Raw genomic sequence first — 16,587 nt, 5'->3', positions numbered from 1 at the left:
GGTCCGGGCTCGCAGGCATGTCCGTCCTTTTCGCCCGGTCCGTTCAGTTGGACTAGACCATAGGGCACTTGGTCGCTATAACGGGAGCCCATCGACACAGCCGGAAGGCAGGCATGACCACCGACGTCAGCGGCGCGCGCGTGCCGAAGTACTACCGGATCAAGCAGCGGTTGCTCGCCATGACCGAGGCGCTGCAACCCGGTGCGGCGGTACCGGCGGAGCGAGTGCTCGCCGAGCGGTTCGACACCTCCCGGACGACCGTGCGGCAGGCGCTCCAGGAGCTGGTCGGGGAGGGGCGGCTGGACCGCGTCCAGGGCAAGGGGACGTTCGTGGCGCAGCCGAAGCTGTACCGGACGCTGCACCTCACCTCGCACACCGAGGACATGCGGGCCCAGGGGCTGTCGCCCGCGTCGCAGGTCCTCGACGTCGGGGAGGTGCCGGCGGACGAGCGGCTCGCGGGGCTGCTGGGGATCGCGGCCGGGGAACGGGTGCTGCGGATCGAGCGGTTGCGGCTGGCCAGCGGGGAGCCGATGGCGATCGAGACGTCGCATCTGTCGTCCCGGCGGTTCCCCGGGCTGCGGGGGGTGCTGGCGTCCTGTCCGTCGCTGTACACCGCGCTGTCCGGGGTGTACGGGGTGCGGTTGTCGTCGGCCGACGAGACGATCGAGACCTCGCTGTCCACGCCGCGGGAAGCCGCGCTGCTGGCGACGGATGTGGGGTTGCCGATGCTGTTGCTCTCCCGGCACTCGCGGGACGCGGAGGGAGTGCCGGTGGAGTGGGTGCGGGCGGTGTACCGGGGGTCGCGGTACAAGTTCGTCGCGACGCTGCGCCGACCGGTGGTCCGGGGGGCGCGGGAGTAGGAGTCGGAGGCGCCAGGGGCGGAAGGCGGGGGGCCTCGGCCAGGGGTCAGGCGGCGCCCCGCCGGCGCCGGGGAGTGTCCCGGCGCCCGGACCGCTGCGTGCGCCCTCAGTCCAGGAACGCCGTCTCTATCCAGCGTCGTACCGCCCCCGGGCGCATCCGGTGCAGGCGGTCCACCGTGTCGGCGACCTCCTGGGAGCCGCCCACCGAGAGGAACTTCTCGCGGACCAGGTCGGCGTGGGAGGCACGCGTCTCCGGGCCCGCGGCGCCGACCGGGATCAGGCGGGTGCGGGAGACCGTGCGGCCGTCCGTGAGGCGGACGGTGACGCGGGCGCCGGTGGCCTTCGTGGAGCGGGAGAAGTCACGGTTGTCGGCGCGGACGGCGCCGACCAGGTCCACGAGTTCGTCGCCGCCGAAGCCGCGCAGCCACGGCACCGCGAGATCCCCCGCCTCCCGGACGGCCTCGCCGAACGGGGCGTCGGACAGGAACAGTTCGCGGGTCATCTCGGTGTCGTGCTCCAGGCGGACCCGCTTGGCCAGGGCCCAGCGGTCCGGGTCGTCCACGCGCGGGGAGGAGAAGTCGTCCACGGAGAACCCGCCGGTGAGCAGGGTGGTGGCCACGGGGTACGGCACGTCCAGGACCAGTGCGCCCAGCGGGGACCCGGGCCCGGTGACGTAGCTCGCGGCCCGCTCCCCCGCGAACAGCGTGTACAGGGAGGCCTCGACGACGACCTCGGCGACGTCCGCCGCGCGCACCGCGCCGAGTTCGCGGTGGATCTCCGCCGCGCAGTCCACGGCCGCGTCGATGCCGGGCCCGCCGGGGTGCATCTTGAAGGACAGCGTGTCCGTGTGCCAGCGCCGCCCGAGCCCCTTCGCCACCGCCTGCGGCAGCGGCACCGTGGCGAAGCGGGCGAGGAAGCCGTCGCTGTGCTCCATGATGTCGGGCGCGCCGCGCAGCCCAGCGTACGCCGCGTCGCAGGCGTCCATCGCGGTGCGCACCGGCGTGAAGGTGTTGAACAGCCGGGCGTCGCTGGCCAGGAAGGCGCGCATCAAGGGCCAGTTGGGCATGGCGAAGGCCAGCCCGAAGGCGTTCTCGTACAGGCTCGCGGGCGCCCGGTCGCAGTGCAGCCGGCCGGCGACCGCGCCGGCCAGGTGCGTGTGCACCGCACTCTGGCCGCGCAGGGGCCCGAGCGTCGCGGAGGCGGTGATGCGGGCCGCGCACTCGTTGGCCGCGACCACCGAGGTCAGCAGCGAGAGCCCGTCCAGGCGGCGGGCGTAGGCGAAGGCGAGCGGCACGGCGACCGTGGAGTTCGACAGGTGTCCGGCGTACGCGGTGTCGTCCAGGTTGAGCCAGGAGCCGAGCGCCGCGAAGACCCCGGCGGCCTGTCGGGGGTCGCGCTGCATGGGATGCCCGAAGGCGGCCACCAGTTTGCGGCCGAGCGGGTGTCGGAGTCCGGCCCGGATGGAGGCGATCTGCGACAGCACCTGGCTCGCGGCGAGCTTGAGCACCCGGCAGGGCACGGCCTGCGGGCGCAATGTGGCGGCCCAGTGCGACAGTTCGCGCAGCGGGGTGTCCGCACCGGAAGGGCGGCGGGCGGCCGGGGGCGGCGCCTCGGCCTGCTCGGCCCAGTCGGCGCACAGCGCGCGGGCGACGCTCTCCGCGAGGACGGCGGTCATGGCGGGTACCTTCCGTGCGTGCGTCGAGGGGAGGCCGGCGGCCTCGACACGAGTGCGGGAGCACCGGATCGGTCCGGTGCTCCCGCGACACGTGGCGGTGTTACGCGGCCGGGACCTTGTCCAGGAAGCCGTAGACGGCCTTGACCTTGCCGGCCTCGTCGGCGACGAGGACGTCGAAGCCGATGGCGATCGGCTCGGCGCCCGGCTCGGTCACCAGGCCCCACTGGAAGCGGGCCTGGTTGTGGTGGGCGTCGACGGTGCCGTGCAGTTCGAAGGAGAGGCCCTTGAACTGGTCACGGGCGCCGGCCACCACGGCCGCGAAGCCCGCGTGACCCTCGACCGCGGCCAGCGGGTCGATGTACGGGGCGTCGGCGGTGAACAGCTCGGCAATGGCCGCGGCACGCTTGTCGGCGTCCGCCTCGTTCCAGATGTCGAGGTAGCGGGTGACGGTGGTGGTCAGGTCGCTCATGCGGGCGATCTCCTTTTTGGTGGTGCTTCTTCGGTTCTTCGGACGGTTGGTTCAGGGGGTGGCAGGCGCCCACACGGGGAGGGCTCCGGGGAGCACCTCGAAGGTGGCCGCGGCGCCGATGCCGTGTTGGTACTCACCGTCGTGCTCCAGCGGGAGGCGGCGGCCGTCGGTGCGTTCCACGGTGATCCGGCGGCCCCGTGCGTACACGGTCGCCGGATGGGTCATATGGGCGGCGTCCAGGGTCAGTTCGGGGACCTCGGCCGCCGGGATGTCGCCGCCGATGACGCAGACGTCGAGCAGTCCGTCGTCGAGCAGCGAGTCGGGCAGTACCTGGAAGCGGCCGCCGCGGTAGGGGCCGCCGCCCACGTTGGCGAGGACGGTGGGGCCCTCGTGCACGATCCGGCCGTCGACCGTGACCCGCCCGGGGTACGGCTCGTACCCGTCGGCGGTGTCGGCGAAGGCGCGGACGTAGCGCTCGCGGCCGGTCAGCGGCACCTTCTTCGCGGTGATCAGCGCGTCGGCGATGACGCCCGAACAGGCGCCCAGATACACGTAGTTGCGGGTCTCGACGAGGCGGGCCAGGTCGAGCCGGCGCAGCCGGGCACTACCGCCGACGCCGTGGTCGGTGAGGATCGCCTTGAGCGACTCGCTCCAGGGCCGCTCGCCCCACAGCATCTTGTAGCCGGAGTTGCCGGTGCCGCCGGGCACCACCGCGAGGCCGGCCCCGCCGTCGGCCGGCACCAGTCCCTGGACGGCCTCGCGGACCGTTCCGTCGCCGCCGACGGCCACGATCAGGTCGGGCGCGTCGTCGGCGCGCTCCAGGGCGCGCCGCACGGCGACCGTCGCGTCCCCCGGTCCGGTGGTCGAGTGGACCTCGGCCCGGTCGAGGCAGGACGCGCACAACTCCTGGATCTCGTTGATGAGTTCAGGGCTGTGACTGCCAGAGGCCGGGTTGGCCAGGATCAGGGCCCGGGTGGGTCCGGGTGCTGCGGTGTCTGCCATGACGGGCGCTCTCCTCACGTCGGACGCACCGGCGGTGGACGGAACACGGATGACTCTGCCAAGGGGTCCTGACCTGGCGCTGACACGCGGCTGACGGGGCCCGGCGACGGGGGCGAGGACCGGACAGGCGCACCGGTCGGCGAACGGACGCCGGTGGCCGGAACCGAGCGCTCGGGCGCCGTCGAACGGACCAGGCGGGCGCCCTGCGAACCGACCGCGCGCCCGCCGTTCGAAGCGGCGGGCGCGCGATGCGGTGGCGGGGTGGCCGCGCGGGAAGCCCGCGCGGCCGCACGGCTCAGGCCGTGGGGGCCTTCTTGGGCGGCCGCGGGAACAGCTGGACCAGCGCGACCACCCCGAGCGCGAACGGCACCAGCAGGTACACGCTGGCCCGGAAGGCGTCGGCGAAGGCGTCGGGGCCCGTGCCGCGGCCGAGGACGTGGTAGAAGACCACGCCCACCACAGCGACCCCGATCGCGCCGCCGACCTGGTTGGCCGTGGACAGCACGCCGGAGGCCGCGCCCGCGTAACGCGGGTCGGTGCCCGCGAGGGCCACGGTGGCCAGCGGTGCCATCACCATCGCCATGCCCGCGCCGCCGACCAGCAGCCCCGGCACCAGCCAGGCCACCGGACCGTGGGTGCCGATGTGCTCCACGGCGGCGTACAGCGCGATCAGACTGGCCGTCACCACCAGCGCGCCGACCGCGAGGGTCTGCCGGCCGAGGGCCGCCGCGATCTGCTTGGCGGTCAGCGAGACGCCGAGGAAGCCCACGCCGAGCGGCAGGAAGACCAGGCCGGAGTCGAGCGCGCTGAGCCCGCAGCCCTGCTGGAGGTAGAGGGCGAGCACGAGGAAGAAGGAGGCCATGCCGGAGTAGTAGACGACGGCGGTGATCACGCCGACGGTGAAGGAGCGCTGGCGGAACAGCGCCGGGTCGACGAGCGGGCCGCGGTCGGCCGCCGCCAGCCGCCGCTGGTACAGGGCGAACAGGGCGAGCAGCACCGGCGAGGCGGCCAGGCACACCCATGTCCACAGCGGCCAGCCCTTCTGCTGGCCCTCGGCGAGCGGCAGTACGACGGCCACCAGGCCCGCGGAGACCAGCACCATGCCGAGCGGGTCGAGCCGGGACTTGCCCTGCGCCTTGGACTCGGGCACCACGCGCGGCGCGACGACCAGCGCCGCGACGCCGATCGGCACGTTCACCAGGAAGCAGGTGCGCCAGCTGAGCCCGGCGATGTCCAGGTGGATCAGCACACCGCCGATGAGCTGGCCGAACACACCGGCGAGGCCCAACGTCAGACCGAAGGCGTTGAACGCGCGGATGCGGGCGGGCCCGCTGTAGACGGTGCCGATGATGGCGAGGACCTGGGGGCCCATCAGCGCGGAGGCGAGGCCCTGGCCGACGCGGGCCGCCACCAGTTGCCCGGCGGTGGGCGCGCTGCCGGCCCAGGCCGAGGAGAGGGTGAACAGGGCCACGCCGATCAGGAACATCCGCCGGCGGCCGTAGAGGTCGCCGAGCCGGCCCCCGGTGATCAGACCCGCCGCGTACGCGAGCGCGTACCCGGCGACGATGAACTCCACGGCGGACGAACCGGCGTGCAGGTCACGCTGGGTGGCGGGGATCGCCACGTTGACGATGAACATGTCGAGGGTGATGACGAAGGTGCCGATCAGGATGATCGGCAGCATCGCCCAGTGCGGGGTCGCGGGCACCTGCGGTGCGGCGGCGTCCCGCGGGGCGCGCGCGGCACCGGACGGGTTCCCGTTCTGGTCCGGGGCGGCTTCCCGGGGTTCTTGTAGGGCCATGACGGCCGTTCCTTTCTTCGTTCGGTGGGAGGACTGGGGAGCCGCCCCTCCCGTCACCAGGACGGGGTGTGCAGGATCTCCAGTACGGCTGCGGAGAAGCTGAAGCCCGCACCGGCCGCGACGACGAGGACGAGGTCACCCGGACCGACGGCGCGTTCCAGGACGAGGTGTTCGATGCCGAGGAACTGGTCGCCGGGGCCGACGTGCCCGTACTTGCGGCCGACCTCCCAGGTGCTCTGCTTCTCCGTGAAGCCCAGCAGGTCGTAGTTCTCGGGGGTCTTGTTGCGGTGGACGTGCGGGGTGACGACGCGGGAGATGTCCTCGGTCGTCACGCCGGCCTCGTCCAGGACGCGCGAGGTGGTGGACATCAGGGCGGCCTCGTAGCGCTCCCAGGAGCCCTCGGCCTCCTTGGTGGCCGCGTGCTGCATGCCGCGCTCGATCAGCCGTACCTCCGCGCCGGGCTGGAGGGCGAAGGGTTCGAGGCCACGGTTCCAGCGCTCCAGCGAGTTGTCGGCGCCCAGGGTGGCGGCGACCACCCGCGCGAAGCCGGTGCGCCCGGACAGCAGCAGCGCGCTGCCGCCGTCCGCGAAGATGAGGTTGAGCTGGACGTTCCAGCGGTCGACCCAGGGCGCGGCGAACCGGTCGCCGGTGGTGAGCAACACCTCCGTGGCAAAGCCGGAGTTGATGTATCCGGCGGCCAGGCTCAGCGAGCCGAGGGCGGCGTTGCAGCGCTGCTGGAGGTCGAAGCCGGGGGCGCCGGGGCCGACGGTCTCAAGGGCGACGTAGGACGCGGCCGGCCACATGTCGTGGCCCTGGTAGCTGCCGGAGGAGTGCAGGACCAGGCCGACGTCCCCGGGCGCGACGCCGGAGCGCTCCAGGGCGAGGCGACCGGCGCGTACGGCCATCTCGGGGCCGGAGAGGTCGTCGGAGACGGCGATGTTCTCGAAGCCGATGTCGCGGTGCTCCTCGTCGACCAGGCCCTCGGCGGTGGCCTGTGCCACGGTGACCGTGTCCGGTATCCAGGACCCGGCCGACGCGATGAAGAGGTCTTTGTCGAATCTCATGCTGCTGCTTCTCTCGGATGGGTGGCCTCGGCGGGACGTCGGGGAGAGACCGACGAGCGCCGTGTCGGCGGGCCGCCTGCCACCTTCTCGCAGGCCGCTGACACGGCGCTGACGCGCCCTTCCCGGTCAGCTCACAGCGGTGGCCACGGTCCGCTGGAGCCGGTGTGCGAAGTGGGCGGTGACGGCCTGGGCGTGGGTGTCGATGTAGAAGTGGCCGCCCTCGTACTCGTTGTGTCCCAGGTACGACGGGGTGCGCGCGGCCCAGTGGGTCATGGCGTCCGGGGTCTCCTGGAGCGGGTCGCTGCGGCCGCCGTAGGAGGCGAGCGGGCAGCTGACGCCGGCGCCGTCGTCGTCGTAGTCACCGGCGACGCGCAGGTCGGCGCGCAGGGCCGGTACGACGAGGGCGAGCATCTCGGGGTTGTCGTAGACCGCGGCCGGGAAGGAGCCCAACTTCTTGATCCACTCGACGAGTTCGGCCTCCGGCATCCGGCTCTGCTCCTCGGTCGGCTTGAAGAAGCCGACCGGCGACCAGCCGGACATGCCGATCATCACCGGGGCCGGACCGCCCTCCTCCTCCATGCGGATGGCGAGCCGGAAGGCCAGCTGGGCGCCGAGGCAGTGGCCGAAGAAGGCGAAGGGCCGGTCGTCCAGGTCGTTGAGGACGGCCTCGTGCAGGGCTTCGAGGAGCGGCCAGAAGTTCTCGTACGTCTCCTCCTCCCGGCGGTTGTGCCGGCCGGGGAGGGTGACGGCCTGCGGGGCGATGTCCGGCGGCAGCAGGCGCTCCCAGTCGCGGTAGATGATGGCGCCGCTGCCCGCGTGGGGCAGCAGGAACAGCCGGATCGAGGCGTCGGGCGAGGGCTCCACGGGGTGGAACCAGTGTCCCTCGCTGGACATCTGGCTGCCGATGGTGCCGATGGCGGTGGTCACGACTGCGTGCTCCCTAGGGTGGGTCCGGCGCCGAGGGCGCGTACCGCGGGCAGCAGCACCTCGGCGATCTCCTTCAACTGGGGCTCCGGGTCGAGGGATCCGATGCGGATCACCAGGTGCCGGGCGCCGGCGCGGACGTATCCGCCGAGCCACTGCGCGCACTTCTCGGCGCTGCCCCAGGCGTAGGCCTGGATGGTGCGCATCTGCTCCAGGGAGCGCCCGTAGTAGTGACTGATGTAGTGCTCCAACTCGGCCTCGGCGGCGGCCTCGTCACTGTTGACGGTGACCGTGGCGTACAGCCCGGGGACCACCGTGCGCCCCGCCTCCGCGGCGAGTTCGCCCAGACGGCTACTGGCGCGGCCGTAGGCGTCGACGTCGGGCAGGAAGGGCAGCCAGCCGTCGTAGCGGGTGGCGGCGCGGGCGAGCACCTTGGGGGTGTCGCTGCCGGCCAGCCACAGCGGCGGGCCGCCGGGGACGGCGGGCGAGGGCAGCCGGTCCAGGTGCTCGGCCTGCCAGAACCTGCCCTCGAACGCGGCGGGTTCGCCGTCCTCGCCGGCGCGCCAGGCGGTACGCCACAGTGCGGCGATCTCGTCCAGGCGGCCGACGCGGCCCTGGAAGGAGGCGCCGACGGAGTTGAACTCCTCCTCGGTCTCGGCCATCGGGAAGCCCGAGCCGAGGCCCAGGATCAGCCGGTCGGCGGCGACGTGGCTGAGGCTGGAGATCATGTTGGCGCCGATGAGGGGGTGGCGCAGGGCGGGGGTGAGGGCGGCGGTGCCGACGGTGATGCGCCGTGTGGCCGCCGCGGCGGCGGACAGCACGATCAGGGGGTCGAGGCGGGGGCGGGCGGTGAGGGAGTCGCCGGCCCACAGCGAGTCGAAGCCGAGGGCTTCCGCGTTCTTGGCGAAGTCGAGCAGGGGGGCTGCGGCGTAGGTGCCGTTGATGGCCTGCTCACGGGTGGGGAGGAGGATGCCGATCCGCAGCGGTTCGGTACTCATGGGCTTGTCACTCTCCGCGGGGACGTCGGGGAACGTGGTCATACGGCACTCCCGGCAGGCGCACTCGTCGCCGCCGTCAGCTGCTGCCGCACGGCGCGGCGCAGGATCTTGCCCGAGGGGTTGCGCGGGAGGGTGTCGGCGAAGTGGTAGGTGCCGGGGATCTTGTAGTCGGCGATGCGGCCGCGCAGGGACAGCAGGAGCTCGCGCGGGGTCGCCTTGGTGCCGGGGCGCAGGACGACCACCGCGTGCACGCTTTCGCCCCAGCGTTCGTCGGGCAGGCCCACCACGGCCGCGTCGGCGACCGCCGGGTGCGCGGCGAGGGCCTTCTCGACCTCGGCCGGGTAGATGTTCTGCCCGGCCACGATGATCGTGTCGTTGATGCGGTCGCAGAGGTGGAGGTAGCCGTCCTCGTCGAGGTATCCGGCGTCGCCCATGTACAGCCACTCCCCCACCAGGGTGCGGGCGGTGGCCTCGGGCAGGTTCCAGTAGCCGAGCATCCGCGAGGGCGCGCGCACGCAGACCTGGCCGATGACGCCGGGCGGCAGGCTCTCGCCGTCGGGGCCGATCACCTTGATCTCGTTGCCGGGGCAGGGCAGGCCCACCGAGGTGAGCCGGGTGCTGCCGGCGTGGTGGTCGCCGGGCGGCAGACAGACCGCGACGCTGCCGGTCTCGGTGCTGGCGTAGATCTGCGCGAACTCGCAGCGGTAGGTCTCCAGGCACTGCTTGAGCAGCGTCTCGGACATGGGCGCGGCGCCGTAGGCGATCTTGCGCAGGGAGACGAACGCCTCGGGGCCCGCGCCGCGTTCGGACGCCATCGCCTGGAGCATCGCGGGTGCCGCGAAGGTGGTGGTGACGCCGTGGGCGCGGATGAGGCGGACGGCCTCCTGCGGGTCGAACTGCGGCATGATCACGCTGGTGCCGCCGGCGTTGAAGGTGTGCAGGAACCAGCCGATGCCGGCGACGCCGAAGCCCGGCAGGGAGATCAGGGCGACGTCCTCGGGCAGCCAGTCGATCCAGTCCACGCCCCGCTCGCGGCTGGCGTGCGGCAGGGTGAAGAAGCTGCGGTGGGCGAGGATGGCGCCCTTGGGCAGCCCGGTGGTGCCGCTGGTGTAGATCTGGATGACGGCGTCGTCGGGTCCGGTGCCGGGCACCGGGTCGCTCTCGGGCTGGTCGGCGGCCCAGGCGAGCAGCCCGGCGCCGCGCGCGGGTTCGCCGTCGGCGTCGGTGCCGTCGACGCGGATCACCCGGCGCAGGCCGCGCAGTTGGGGTCGTACGGCCGCGACCGTGTCCCAGAACTCGTCGTCCACGAAGATCAGCGCGGCGCCGGAGTCGCGCAGGATGTGGTCGACCTCGCCCGGGGTGAGCCGCCAGTTGACCGGCACCAGGACGGCGCCCGCCTTGGCGCAGGCGATCATCACGAGGTAGTAGTTCGCCGACTCGCGGCCCAGGTAGGCGACCCGGTCGCCGCGCCGCACCCCGCTGGCGTGCAGGGCGTGGGCGGCGCGGTTGCTGTCGCGGTGCAGCTTGTCGTAGGTGGTGACGCGGCCTTCGCAGATGATCGCGGGGTGGTCGGGGCGGGTGTCGGCGTGGGCGCGGGCAAAGTGGTGGAGCGTCCAGCGCTCCCTCGGTATGTCGCTCATGATGGTGTGCCGTCTCTGTCTGACCGTCTGACTGACTGTCCGGCCGTCACGCCGCCGGCGCCGGGGCGAGCTGCCCGTCGACGAACTGGGCGAGCGCGCGGACCGTGGGATGGTCGTGGGTGAGGGAGGCCGGCAGGGGCAGCCGGAACGCCTGCTCCAGCGCGGCCTTGACCTGCTGGGCCATCAGGGAGTCCAGGCCCAGCGACACGAACTCGCTGTTGGGGTCCAGTTCGTCGCCCTCCTCCAGGTGCAGGACGGCGGCGACCTTCTCGCGGACCACGCCGGTGACGGTGGCGAGCCGTTCGGCGTCGGGGAGCGCGGTGAGGGCGGTGAGGTCGAGGCCGGTGCCGTCCTCGCCGGCGCCCTGGCGGGCGAGCCGGTCGTAGAACAGGTCGCCGTTGACGCTGCCGGAGACGTAGCGGTCCCAGTCGAACTCGCCGACGATCCGCTGGGTCCGGGGGCGGCCCCACAGGCGGGCGAGGGTGTCCAGGGCGCGGGTCGGGGAGAAGAAGCGGACGCCGCTGCGTTCGATCTCCTGGCTGAGGTGCTCCTCCAGCCGGGCGGACATGCCGACCCGGGCCCAGGCGCCCCAGTTGACCGACAGGCCCGGCACCCCGCGCCGGCCGCGCCACTCGGCGAGCGCGTCGAGCCCGGCGCTGGCGGCGGCGTAGTGGCCCTGGGTGGCGCCGCCGAGGACGGAGGCGATGGAGGAGTAGGTGACGAAGAACTCCAGGTCGGGGAAGGAGGTCTCGGCGGCCTCGTGCAGCAGCCAGCCGCCGTACGCCTTCGCGGCGAGCTGGGCGTCGATGGACTCCCAGGTCAGCTCGGAGATCAGCTTCTTGTCGTAGGAACCGGCGGCGTGCACGATCCCGCCGAGCGGGTACGGCCCCGCCTCGATGTGCCGGACCAGCCGCTCGACGTCCTGCGGGCGGGAGATGTCGGCGCGCACGACGTCGATCTCGGCGTCGGCCGCGAGGTCGGCGAGGAGCGGGGCGGCCTCCTCGGTGGCCTTGCCGCCGCGGCTGACCAGGGTGAGGTGGCGGGCGCCGAGCGCGGCCAGCTTGCGGGCGGTGACCAGGCCGAGGCCGCCGAGACCGCCGGTGACCAGGTAGGTGCGGTCGGGGCGCAGTCCGGCGGGGCCCTCGTCCGCCGGTTCGGGCCGCTCCGCCAGGTCCTCGGGCAGGGTCACCCAGGCCGGTCCGGACGGGTCGGACAGGGCGGTGCGCAGGGCCTCGCCGGTCTCGTCCAGGCGGAAGCGGAGCGCGCGGTCGTCGTCCCCGGCGGCCGGTACGACGGCGACGGCGGGCACGGTGAGCGTGGCGCGGAAGGTCCCGTCGTGCCGTACGAGGACCTCGTCGCCCGGCGCGAAGCCGGTGCCGTCGGCCGCGGCGAGCACGGTTCCGCGGGCCAGCCGGCCGAGCACCGGCGGGAGTTCGATCTCCCCGGAATCCCCCGTCTCCTCGGCGCGTTCGGCGCGCCCGGTGTCCAGGGCGGCGCGCGCGTCCTCGGCGGTCAGGCCGACGGCGCTCACCCGGATCTGCACCTCGTCCGCCTCCGGGGCCCGGTCGGCGACCGGCGCGAGCACCAGGTCGGACAGGTCACCGGAGTCGGGGGCGCGCAGCTCGAAGCCCCCGGTCCAGGTGAGGCTGGCGTCGCCGGCGAGCAGCCGGCGCACATAGCGGCGGCCGGGGCGGTGGGCGACCTGGTACTCGCCGGCCGGTTCGGCCCGCCACTCCTCGACGAGCGGGGCGAGGCCGCTGCCCGGGGCGAGGTCGACCAGGGTGGCCCGGTACTGCGCGTACTCCGTGAGCAGCACCCGGCCGAAGCCCCACAGGGTGGCCGCGCCGAGGTGGCCGCCGTCGCCCGCCGGGTCGCCGGGCAGCCACTGGGCTCCCTCGGTGACCAGCCACAGCCGGGGCGGCCGGTTCGCGGTCTCCAACGCACCTATGAGCGTGAGGAGTTCGCGGTAGTTGTCCTCGCACTCGGCGCGCAGCCGGTCGGCGGACATCGGCTCGGGGCGCTGGTGCCACAGCCGGCAGACATCGGTGACGGTGGGGTCCTCCAGGGCGGCCTTGAGATCGGTGAGGTCGGGCAGCCAGGTGACCTTGAGGCCGGGTTCGCCGGCCAGTTCGGCGGCGCGGGCGGCCGAGGGGTCGAGGAGGACGATGTGCCGGGCGGCGGCACCGCCACGCGCGGGCAGGGCGCGGCGCACCCACTCGGGGCGGTGCAGGAACCGGCGGCGGCCGCCGCGGCCCTCGGGACGGGCCATGCGCACCCCGAGGAGTTCGGCGACCGGGTCGCCGTTCTCCAGCAGCAGCACGTCGGCGAGGCGCCGGTCCTGTTCGCCGCGGACCCGGGCGAGGACGCGCAGCTGCTCGCCGCGCGGCTTGCGGAAGTGCCGTACGGAGGCGATCTCGCGGGGCACGAACACCGGGCCCTCGGGGTCCAGGACGACCAGCGCCTGCACGGCGGCCTCCAGGAGCTCGGCCGGGACGTGCTCCACGGCACTGGCGTCACGGCCGGTCAGCTCGCCGGTGACCAGGCCGTCGCCGTGCCGGGCGGCCTTGAGGAGCAGGCGCATGCGGGGGCCCTGGGGGCGGCCGACGGAGGCGAGGTCGGTGTAGATGTCCTCGTCGTCGATGTGCTGCGCGGCCGGCGCGAGGCCCGCGTCCAGCTCGGCCAGCTCCGAGACGGGGACGAGGGGTTCGGGTTCGGCGGCGACCGTGGCGGTGGCGTGCAGGTTCTCCTCGCCGCCGACCAGCGAGTACACCTCGATCTCGGCACCGCCGCCGGGGCGCGGCCGCCAGCGGGTGGTGAGCGCGGCGACCGTCTCCGCGGCCAGCTCCAGCGGGGCGAGCAGCCTGAGGTCGCGGACGGCGTTGCGGGCGTGGCCCTGGACCGCGTCCTGGACGGCGAGCAGCAGGTCGACGTAGGCGCCGGCGGGCAGCACGGTGCGGTCGTCGGCGGCCAGGTCGGCGAGCGCGCCCAGCTCCTCGGCGGTGAACTCGGCGGTGAACTCCCGCACTCCGCTGGCGAATCGCTCCTCGGTGCCGAGCAGCGGGTGGCGCGCGGTGCCGTTCGCGGCGGAGCGGCGCGGGGTGGCGGAGGGCAGCCAGTAGCGCTTGCGCTGGAAGGCGTACGTCGGCAGGTCCACGCGGGCGGGGACGGGGTGCCCGGCGTGGTAGCCGTCCCAGGCGACGCTGAGCCCGGCCGCGTAGTACTCGGCGAGGGCGGTCAGGGTGGTCGCGGTGGTGGTGTCGCGGCGGCGCAGGCTGGCGAGCCACAGGTGGTCCTCGACGGTGACCGAGCGGCGGGCGAGCGCGGTGAGCCCGGCCTGCGGGCCGACCTCGATCAGGGCGTGCCGGCCGCGCTTGGCGACGGCGCGGATGCCGTCGAGGAAGCGCACGGGCTCGCCGATGTGCCGCACCCAGTAGCCGACGTTGCCGATCTCGCGGAAGCGCGCGAGGCGTCCGGTGACGTTGGAGATGAGGCTGATCCTCGGCTCGTGGAACTCGATGCCGTCGAGGGCGGTGCGGAAGTCGTCGTAGACCTCGGCCATCAGCGGGGAGTGGAAGGCGTGGGAGACCTTGAGGCGCTCGACGCGCACGCCCCGCCCGGTGAGGACGGCGGCGACCTCGTCCAGGGCCGCGACGCCGCCGGAGATCACCGTCTGGTCAGGGGCGTTGACGCCGGCGACGGCCAGGTCGTCGTGGTCCTCCAGGAGCGGGGCGACATCCTCCAGCGGCGCGGAGACGGCGGCCATGCCGCCCTCGGCGGTGACCGCCTGCATCAGCCGGGCGCGGGCGGCGACCAGCTTGACGGCGTCCGGGAGGCTGAACAGCCCGGCCACGGCGGCGGCGACGACCTCGCCGATGCTGTGCCCGAGGAGCACGTTGGGCTTCGCGCCCCAGGCCATCCACTGCTGGGCGAGCGCGTATTCCAGGGTGAACAGGGCGGGCTGGGTGTACTCGGTGCGGTCGATGGCCTCGGGGTCGGCGGCGGTGCCGAGCAGCAGCGCGCGCACGGAGCGGCCGAGGTGGGCGGCGAACAGCTCGTCGCAGGCGTCGACCTGGGCGCGGAAGACGGGGAGCGCCTCGTACAGGGCGGCGCCCATGCCGGCGTACTGGGAGCCCTGGCCGGTGAACATGAACGCGGTCTTGCGGATGCCGGTGGGGCCCTCGTGCTCCTGCTCCGCGGCCTGGTCGAGGAGCTTGACGAGGGCGGCGCGGTCGGCGACCGGGGCGGCGACCCGGTAGGGGTGGTGGGCGCGGGTGGTGTTGGCGCTGTGGCAGAGCGCGGCGAGGGAGGTCTCGGGCCGCTCGTCCAGCAACCGCCGGTACTGACCGGCGAGTTCGCGCAAGGCGCCCGCGTTCTTCGCGGAGAGGGTGAACAGCGGTGCCGCGCCCGGCAGTTCGGGCTCCTCGGCAACCCGGGCCGGTGCCTCCTCCAGCACCACGGCCCCGATCGTCCCCGCGAACCCGAAGCTGTTGACGACCGCGCGCTTCACCTCGGCCTTCCAGGGCTCGCACGCGGTGGGCACCCGCAGCGGGTACAGGTCCCAGGGGATGCGCCCGGAGGGGTTGTCCAGGTTGATGTGCGGATAGATCGTCCCCGCGCGCAGCTGGAGCACGGTCTTGATGACGCCGACGATGCCGGAGGCCGGCTCCATGTGGCCGAGGTTCGTCTTCACCGAACCGACCACGACGGGGCGGTCCTTGGTGTGCGAGTCCACGAACACGTCGCCGATGGCGCCGAACTCGATGGGGTCGCCGAGCGGGGTGCCGGTGCCGTGCGCCTCGACGTAACTGATGTCCTCGGGCGCGAGGTGGGCCGCGGCCAGCGCGCTGCGGATGACCTTCTCCTGCGCGGGCCCGTTGGGCACGGTCAGGCCCGCGCTGTCGCCGTCCTGGCCGACGGCGGTGCCGCGCACCAGGGCGAGGACGCGGTCGCCGTCGCGCTCGGCGTCGCCGAGCCGCTTGAGGACGACGATGCCGCAGCCCTCGGCGCGCGCGTATCCGTCGGCCGCCTCGTCGAAGGTCTTGCACTGGCCGTCCGGGGACAGCATCTGGGCGTTGGAGAACATCACCGGGATGCGCGGGTGGTGCAGGGCGTTGACGCCGCCGCACAGCGCGATGTCCGTCTCGCCGCCGCGCAGCGCCTGCACGGCCAGGTGCAGGGCGACCAGCGAGGAGGAGCAGGCGGTGTCCACGCTCATGCTCGGGCCGCGCCAGCCGAGGAAGTAGGAGAGCCGCCCGGAGAGCGGGAACATGGTGATGCCGGAGGCCAGATGGCCGTCCAGCTCCTCGTACGGCAGTGAGTCCAGTTCGAGGGCGTAGTCGATGGAGCTGGCGCCGATGTACACCCCGCCGTTGCCGCGGCGCAGCGGGGCCGGGTCGATACCGGCGTGTTCGAGCGCCTGCCAGGCCGTCTCCAGCAGCAGCCGCTGCTGCGGGTCCATGTAACGGGCTTCCTTCGGCGAGATGTTGAAGAAGCCCGCGTCGAACAGGTCGATGCGGTCGAGGAAGCCGCCCGCCGAGGCGCGGATCTTGCCCTTGTCGTCGGGCCCCGTCGGGGTGAACGCCTCGACGTCCCAGCGATCGGTGGGGATCGGGCGGATTCCGCTGCGGCCCTCGCGCAGAAAGTCGTCGAACTCGTCGGGTGAGCCGCTGCCGCCGGGGAACCGCAGCCCGATTCCGACGATCGCGACCGGCTCGGGCGCCTGCTCTGATTCCGTACGCGGCATGGAACGACTCCTCAAGCTTCCTGGATGGCCTGGGTCAGGTGGTCCACGAGGTGGGTGATGGTCGGCTCGTTGAAGAGCACGTTGACGTTGATCGACAGGTCCAGGAGCTGTTCCAGGCTCTGGCGTATCTCGGTCAGGCGCAGCGAGGTGAGCCCGAGGTCGAAGTAGGAGACGTCGACGGGGAGGTCCTCGGAATCGTCCATGAGGAGAACGACCTTGAATTTCCTGAGGACGATTGTCTCGATTTCCTCGGTCAGTTCGCTGCGCGGCAGCTCGCGCAACCGATGGATGGTGCTGTCGACGGGTGACATGCGCCTCATGCAAGCAGCGGCGGCTGACGTCCCACTGACGGCGCGGGCGTGCCCGGTTGGCTGGATCAGTCGGGTGTCAGCGCCGGATCAGATTCCGCTG

11 protein-coding genes are annotated in these 16,587 nt (G+C 73.3%); 1 reads left to right on the top strand and 10 read right to left on the bottom strand.

What is annotated here, in order from left to right; translation table 11 throughout:
- The first annotated feature begins 113 nt into the window (after nt 1-113).
- Entirely contained in the window at nt 114-860 is a 747-nt protein-coding gene (locus ACWDD7_RS02740; RefSeq protein WP_450455890.1) for a GntR family transcriptional regulator, read from the top strand.
- 106 nt (nt 861-966) lie between these two features.
- Here ACWDD7_RS02740 and ACWDD7_RS02735 read toward each other — a convergent pair whose 3' ends face one another.
- The 10 genes from ACWDD7_RS02735 to ACWDD7_RS02690 form a co-directional block, all read right to left on the bottom strand.
- Nucleotides 967-2,535: an MmgE/PrpD family protein gene (locus ACWDD7_RS02735; protein WP_450455888.1), complete on the bottom strand. Its 1,569-nt coding sequence runs from the start codon at nt 2,533-2,535 to the stop codon at nt 967-969.
- A 100-nt stretch (nt 2,536-2,635) separates the two neighbouring features.
- Entirely contained in the window at nt 2,636-3,004 is a 369-nt protein-coding gene (locus ACWDD7_RS02730) for a nuclear transport factor 2 family protein (protein WP_351877919.1), read from the bottom strand.
- Nucleotides 3,005-3,055: 51 nt separating this feature from the next.
- Entirely contained in the window at nt 3,056-4,006 is a 951-nt protein-coding gene (locus tag ACWDD7_RS02725; RefSeq protein WP_450455886.1) for a diacylglycerol/lipid kinase family protein, read from the bottom strand.
- 295 nt (nt 4,007-4,301) lie between these two features.
- Nucleotides 4,302-5,807, bottom strand: a complete 1,506-nt coding sequence (locus ACWDD7_RS02720; protein WP_450455884.1) for an MFS transporter — start codon at nt 5,805-5,807, stop codon at nt 4,302-4,304.
- Nucleotides 5,808-5,860: 53 nt separating this feature from the next.
- Nucleotides 5,861-6,871 carry a ketoacyl-ACP synthase III family protein gene (locus ACWDD7_RS02715; RefSeq protein WP_450455882.1) on the bottom strand — a complete coding sequence of 337 codons (1,011 nt, stop codon included), beginning with the start codon at nt 6,869-6,871 and terminating at the stop codon, nt 5,861-5,863.
- A 126-nt stretch (nt 6,872-6,997) separates the two neighbouring features.
- Nucleotides 6,998-7,765: a thioesterase II family protein gene (locus ACWDD7_RS02710; protein WP_450456346.1), complete on the bottom strand. Its 768-nt coding sequence runs from the start codon at nt 7,763-7,765 to the stop codon at nt 6,998-7,000.
- Nucleotides 7,766-7,794: 29 nt separating this feature from the next.
- Complete coding sequence (locus ACWDD7_RS02705; RefSeq protein ID WP_450455880.1) at nt 7,795-8,835, bottom strand: LLM class flavin-dependent oxidoreductase; 1,041 nt, start codon at nt 8,833-8,835, stop codon at nt 7,795-7,797.
- Nucleotides 8,832-10,433 (bottom strand): long-chain-fatty-acid--CoA ligase, encoded by a 1,602-nt coding sequence (locus ACWDD7_RS02700; RefSeq protein WP_450455878.1) that lies wholly within the window; start codon nt 10,431-10,433, stop codon nt 8,832-8,834. The genes ACWDD7_RS02705 and ACWDD7_RS02700 overlap by 4 nt, the downstream gene beginning before the upstream one ends.
- 46 nt (nt 10,434-10,479) lie before the next feature.
- Entirely contained in the window at nt 10,480-16,176 is a 5,697-nt protein-coding gene (locus tag ACWDD7_RS02695) for an SDR family oxidoreductase (RefSeq protein ID WP_450455876.1), read from the bottom strand.
- A gap of 11 nt (nt 16,177-16,187) precedes the next feature.
- The gene (locus ACWDD7_RS02690) at nt 16,188-16,487 is read right to left on the bottom strand and encodes an acyl carrier protein (RefSeq protein ID WP_450455874.1); all 300 of its coding nucleotides are present in this window, start codon (nt 16,485-16,487) and stop codon (nt 16,188-16,190) included.
- Nucleotides 16,488-16,587 lie beyond the last annotated feature (100 nt).

Source organism: Streptomyces sp. NPDC001056 (assembly GCF_053598955.1).
Note: the sequence above shows the minus strand (reverse complement) of the source record. Positions and strands in the feature narration are given on the sequence as shown.

Bases quoted from the DNA above. Each gene is read 5' to 3' on its own strand.
- ACWDD7_RS02740 (WP_450455890.1), top strand. From the start codon at position 114: ATGACCACCGACGTCAGCGGCGCGCGCGTGCCGAAGTACTACCGGATC.
- ACWDD7_RS02735 (WP_450455888.1), bottom strand. From the start codon at position 2,535: ATGACCGCCGTCCTCGCGGAGAGCGTCGCCCGCGCGCTGTGCGCCGAC.
- ACWDD7_RS02730 (WP_351877919.1), bottom strand. From the start codon at position 3,004: ATGAGCGACCTGACCACCACCGTCACCCGCTACCTCGACATCTGGAAC.
- ACWDD7_RS02725 (WP_450455886.1), bottom strand. From the start codon at position 4,006: ATGGCAGACACCGCAGCACCCGGACCCACCCGGGCCCTGATCCTGGCC.
- ACWDD7_RS02720 (WP_450455884.1), bottom strand. From the start codon at position 5,807: ATGGCCCTACAAGAACCCCGGGAAGCCGCCCCGGACCAGAACGGGAAC.
- ACWDD7_RS02715 (WP_450455882.1), bottom strand. From the start codon at position 6,871: ATGAGATTCGACAAAGACCTCTTCATCGCGTCGGCCGGGTCCTGGATA.
- ACWDD7_RS02710 (WP_450456346.1), bottom strand. From the start codon at position 7,765: ATGTCCAGCGAGGGACACTGGTTCCACCCCGTGGAGCCCTCGCCCGAC.
- ACWDD7_RS02705 (WP_450455880.1), bottom strand. From the start codon at position 8,835: ATGACCACGTTCCCCGACGTCCCCGCGGAGAGTGACAAGCCCATGAGT.
- ACWDD7_RS02700 (WP_450455878.1), bottom strand. From the start codon at position 10,433: ATGAGCGACATACCGAGGGAGCGCTGGACGCTCCACCACTTTGCCCGC.
- ACWDD7_RS02695 (WP_450455876.1), bottom strand. From the start codon at position 16,176: ATGCCGCGTACGGAATCAGAGCAGGCGCCCGAGCCGGTCGCGATCGTC.
- ACWDD7_RS02690 (WP_450455874.1), bottom strand. From the start codon at position 16,487: ATGTCACCCGTCGACAGCACCATCCATCGGTTGCGCGAGCTGCCGCGC.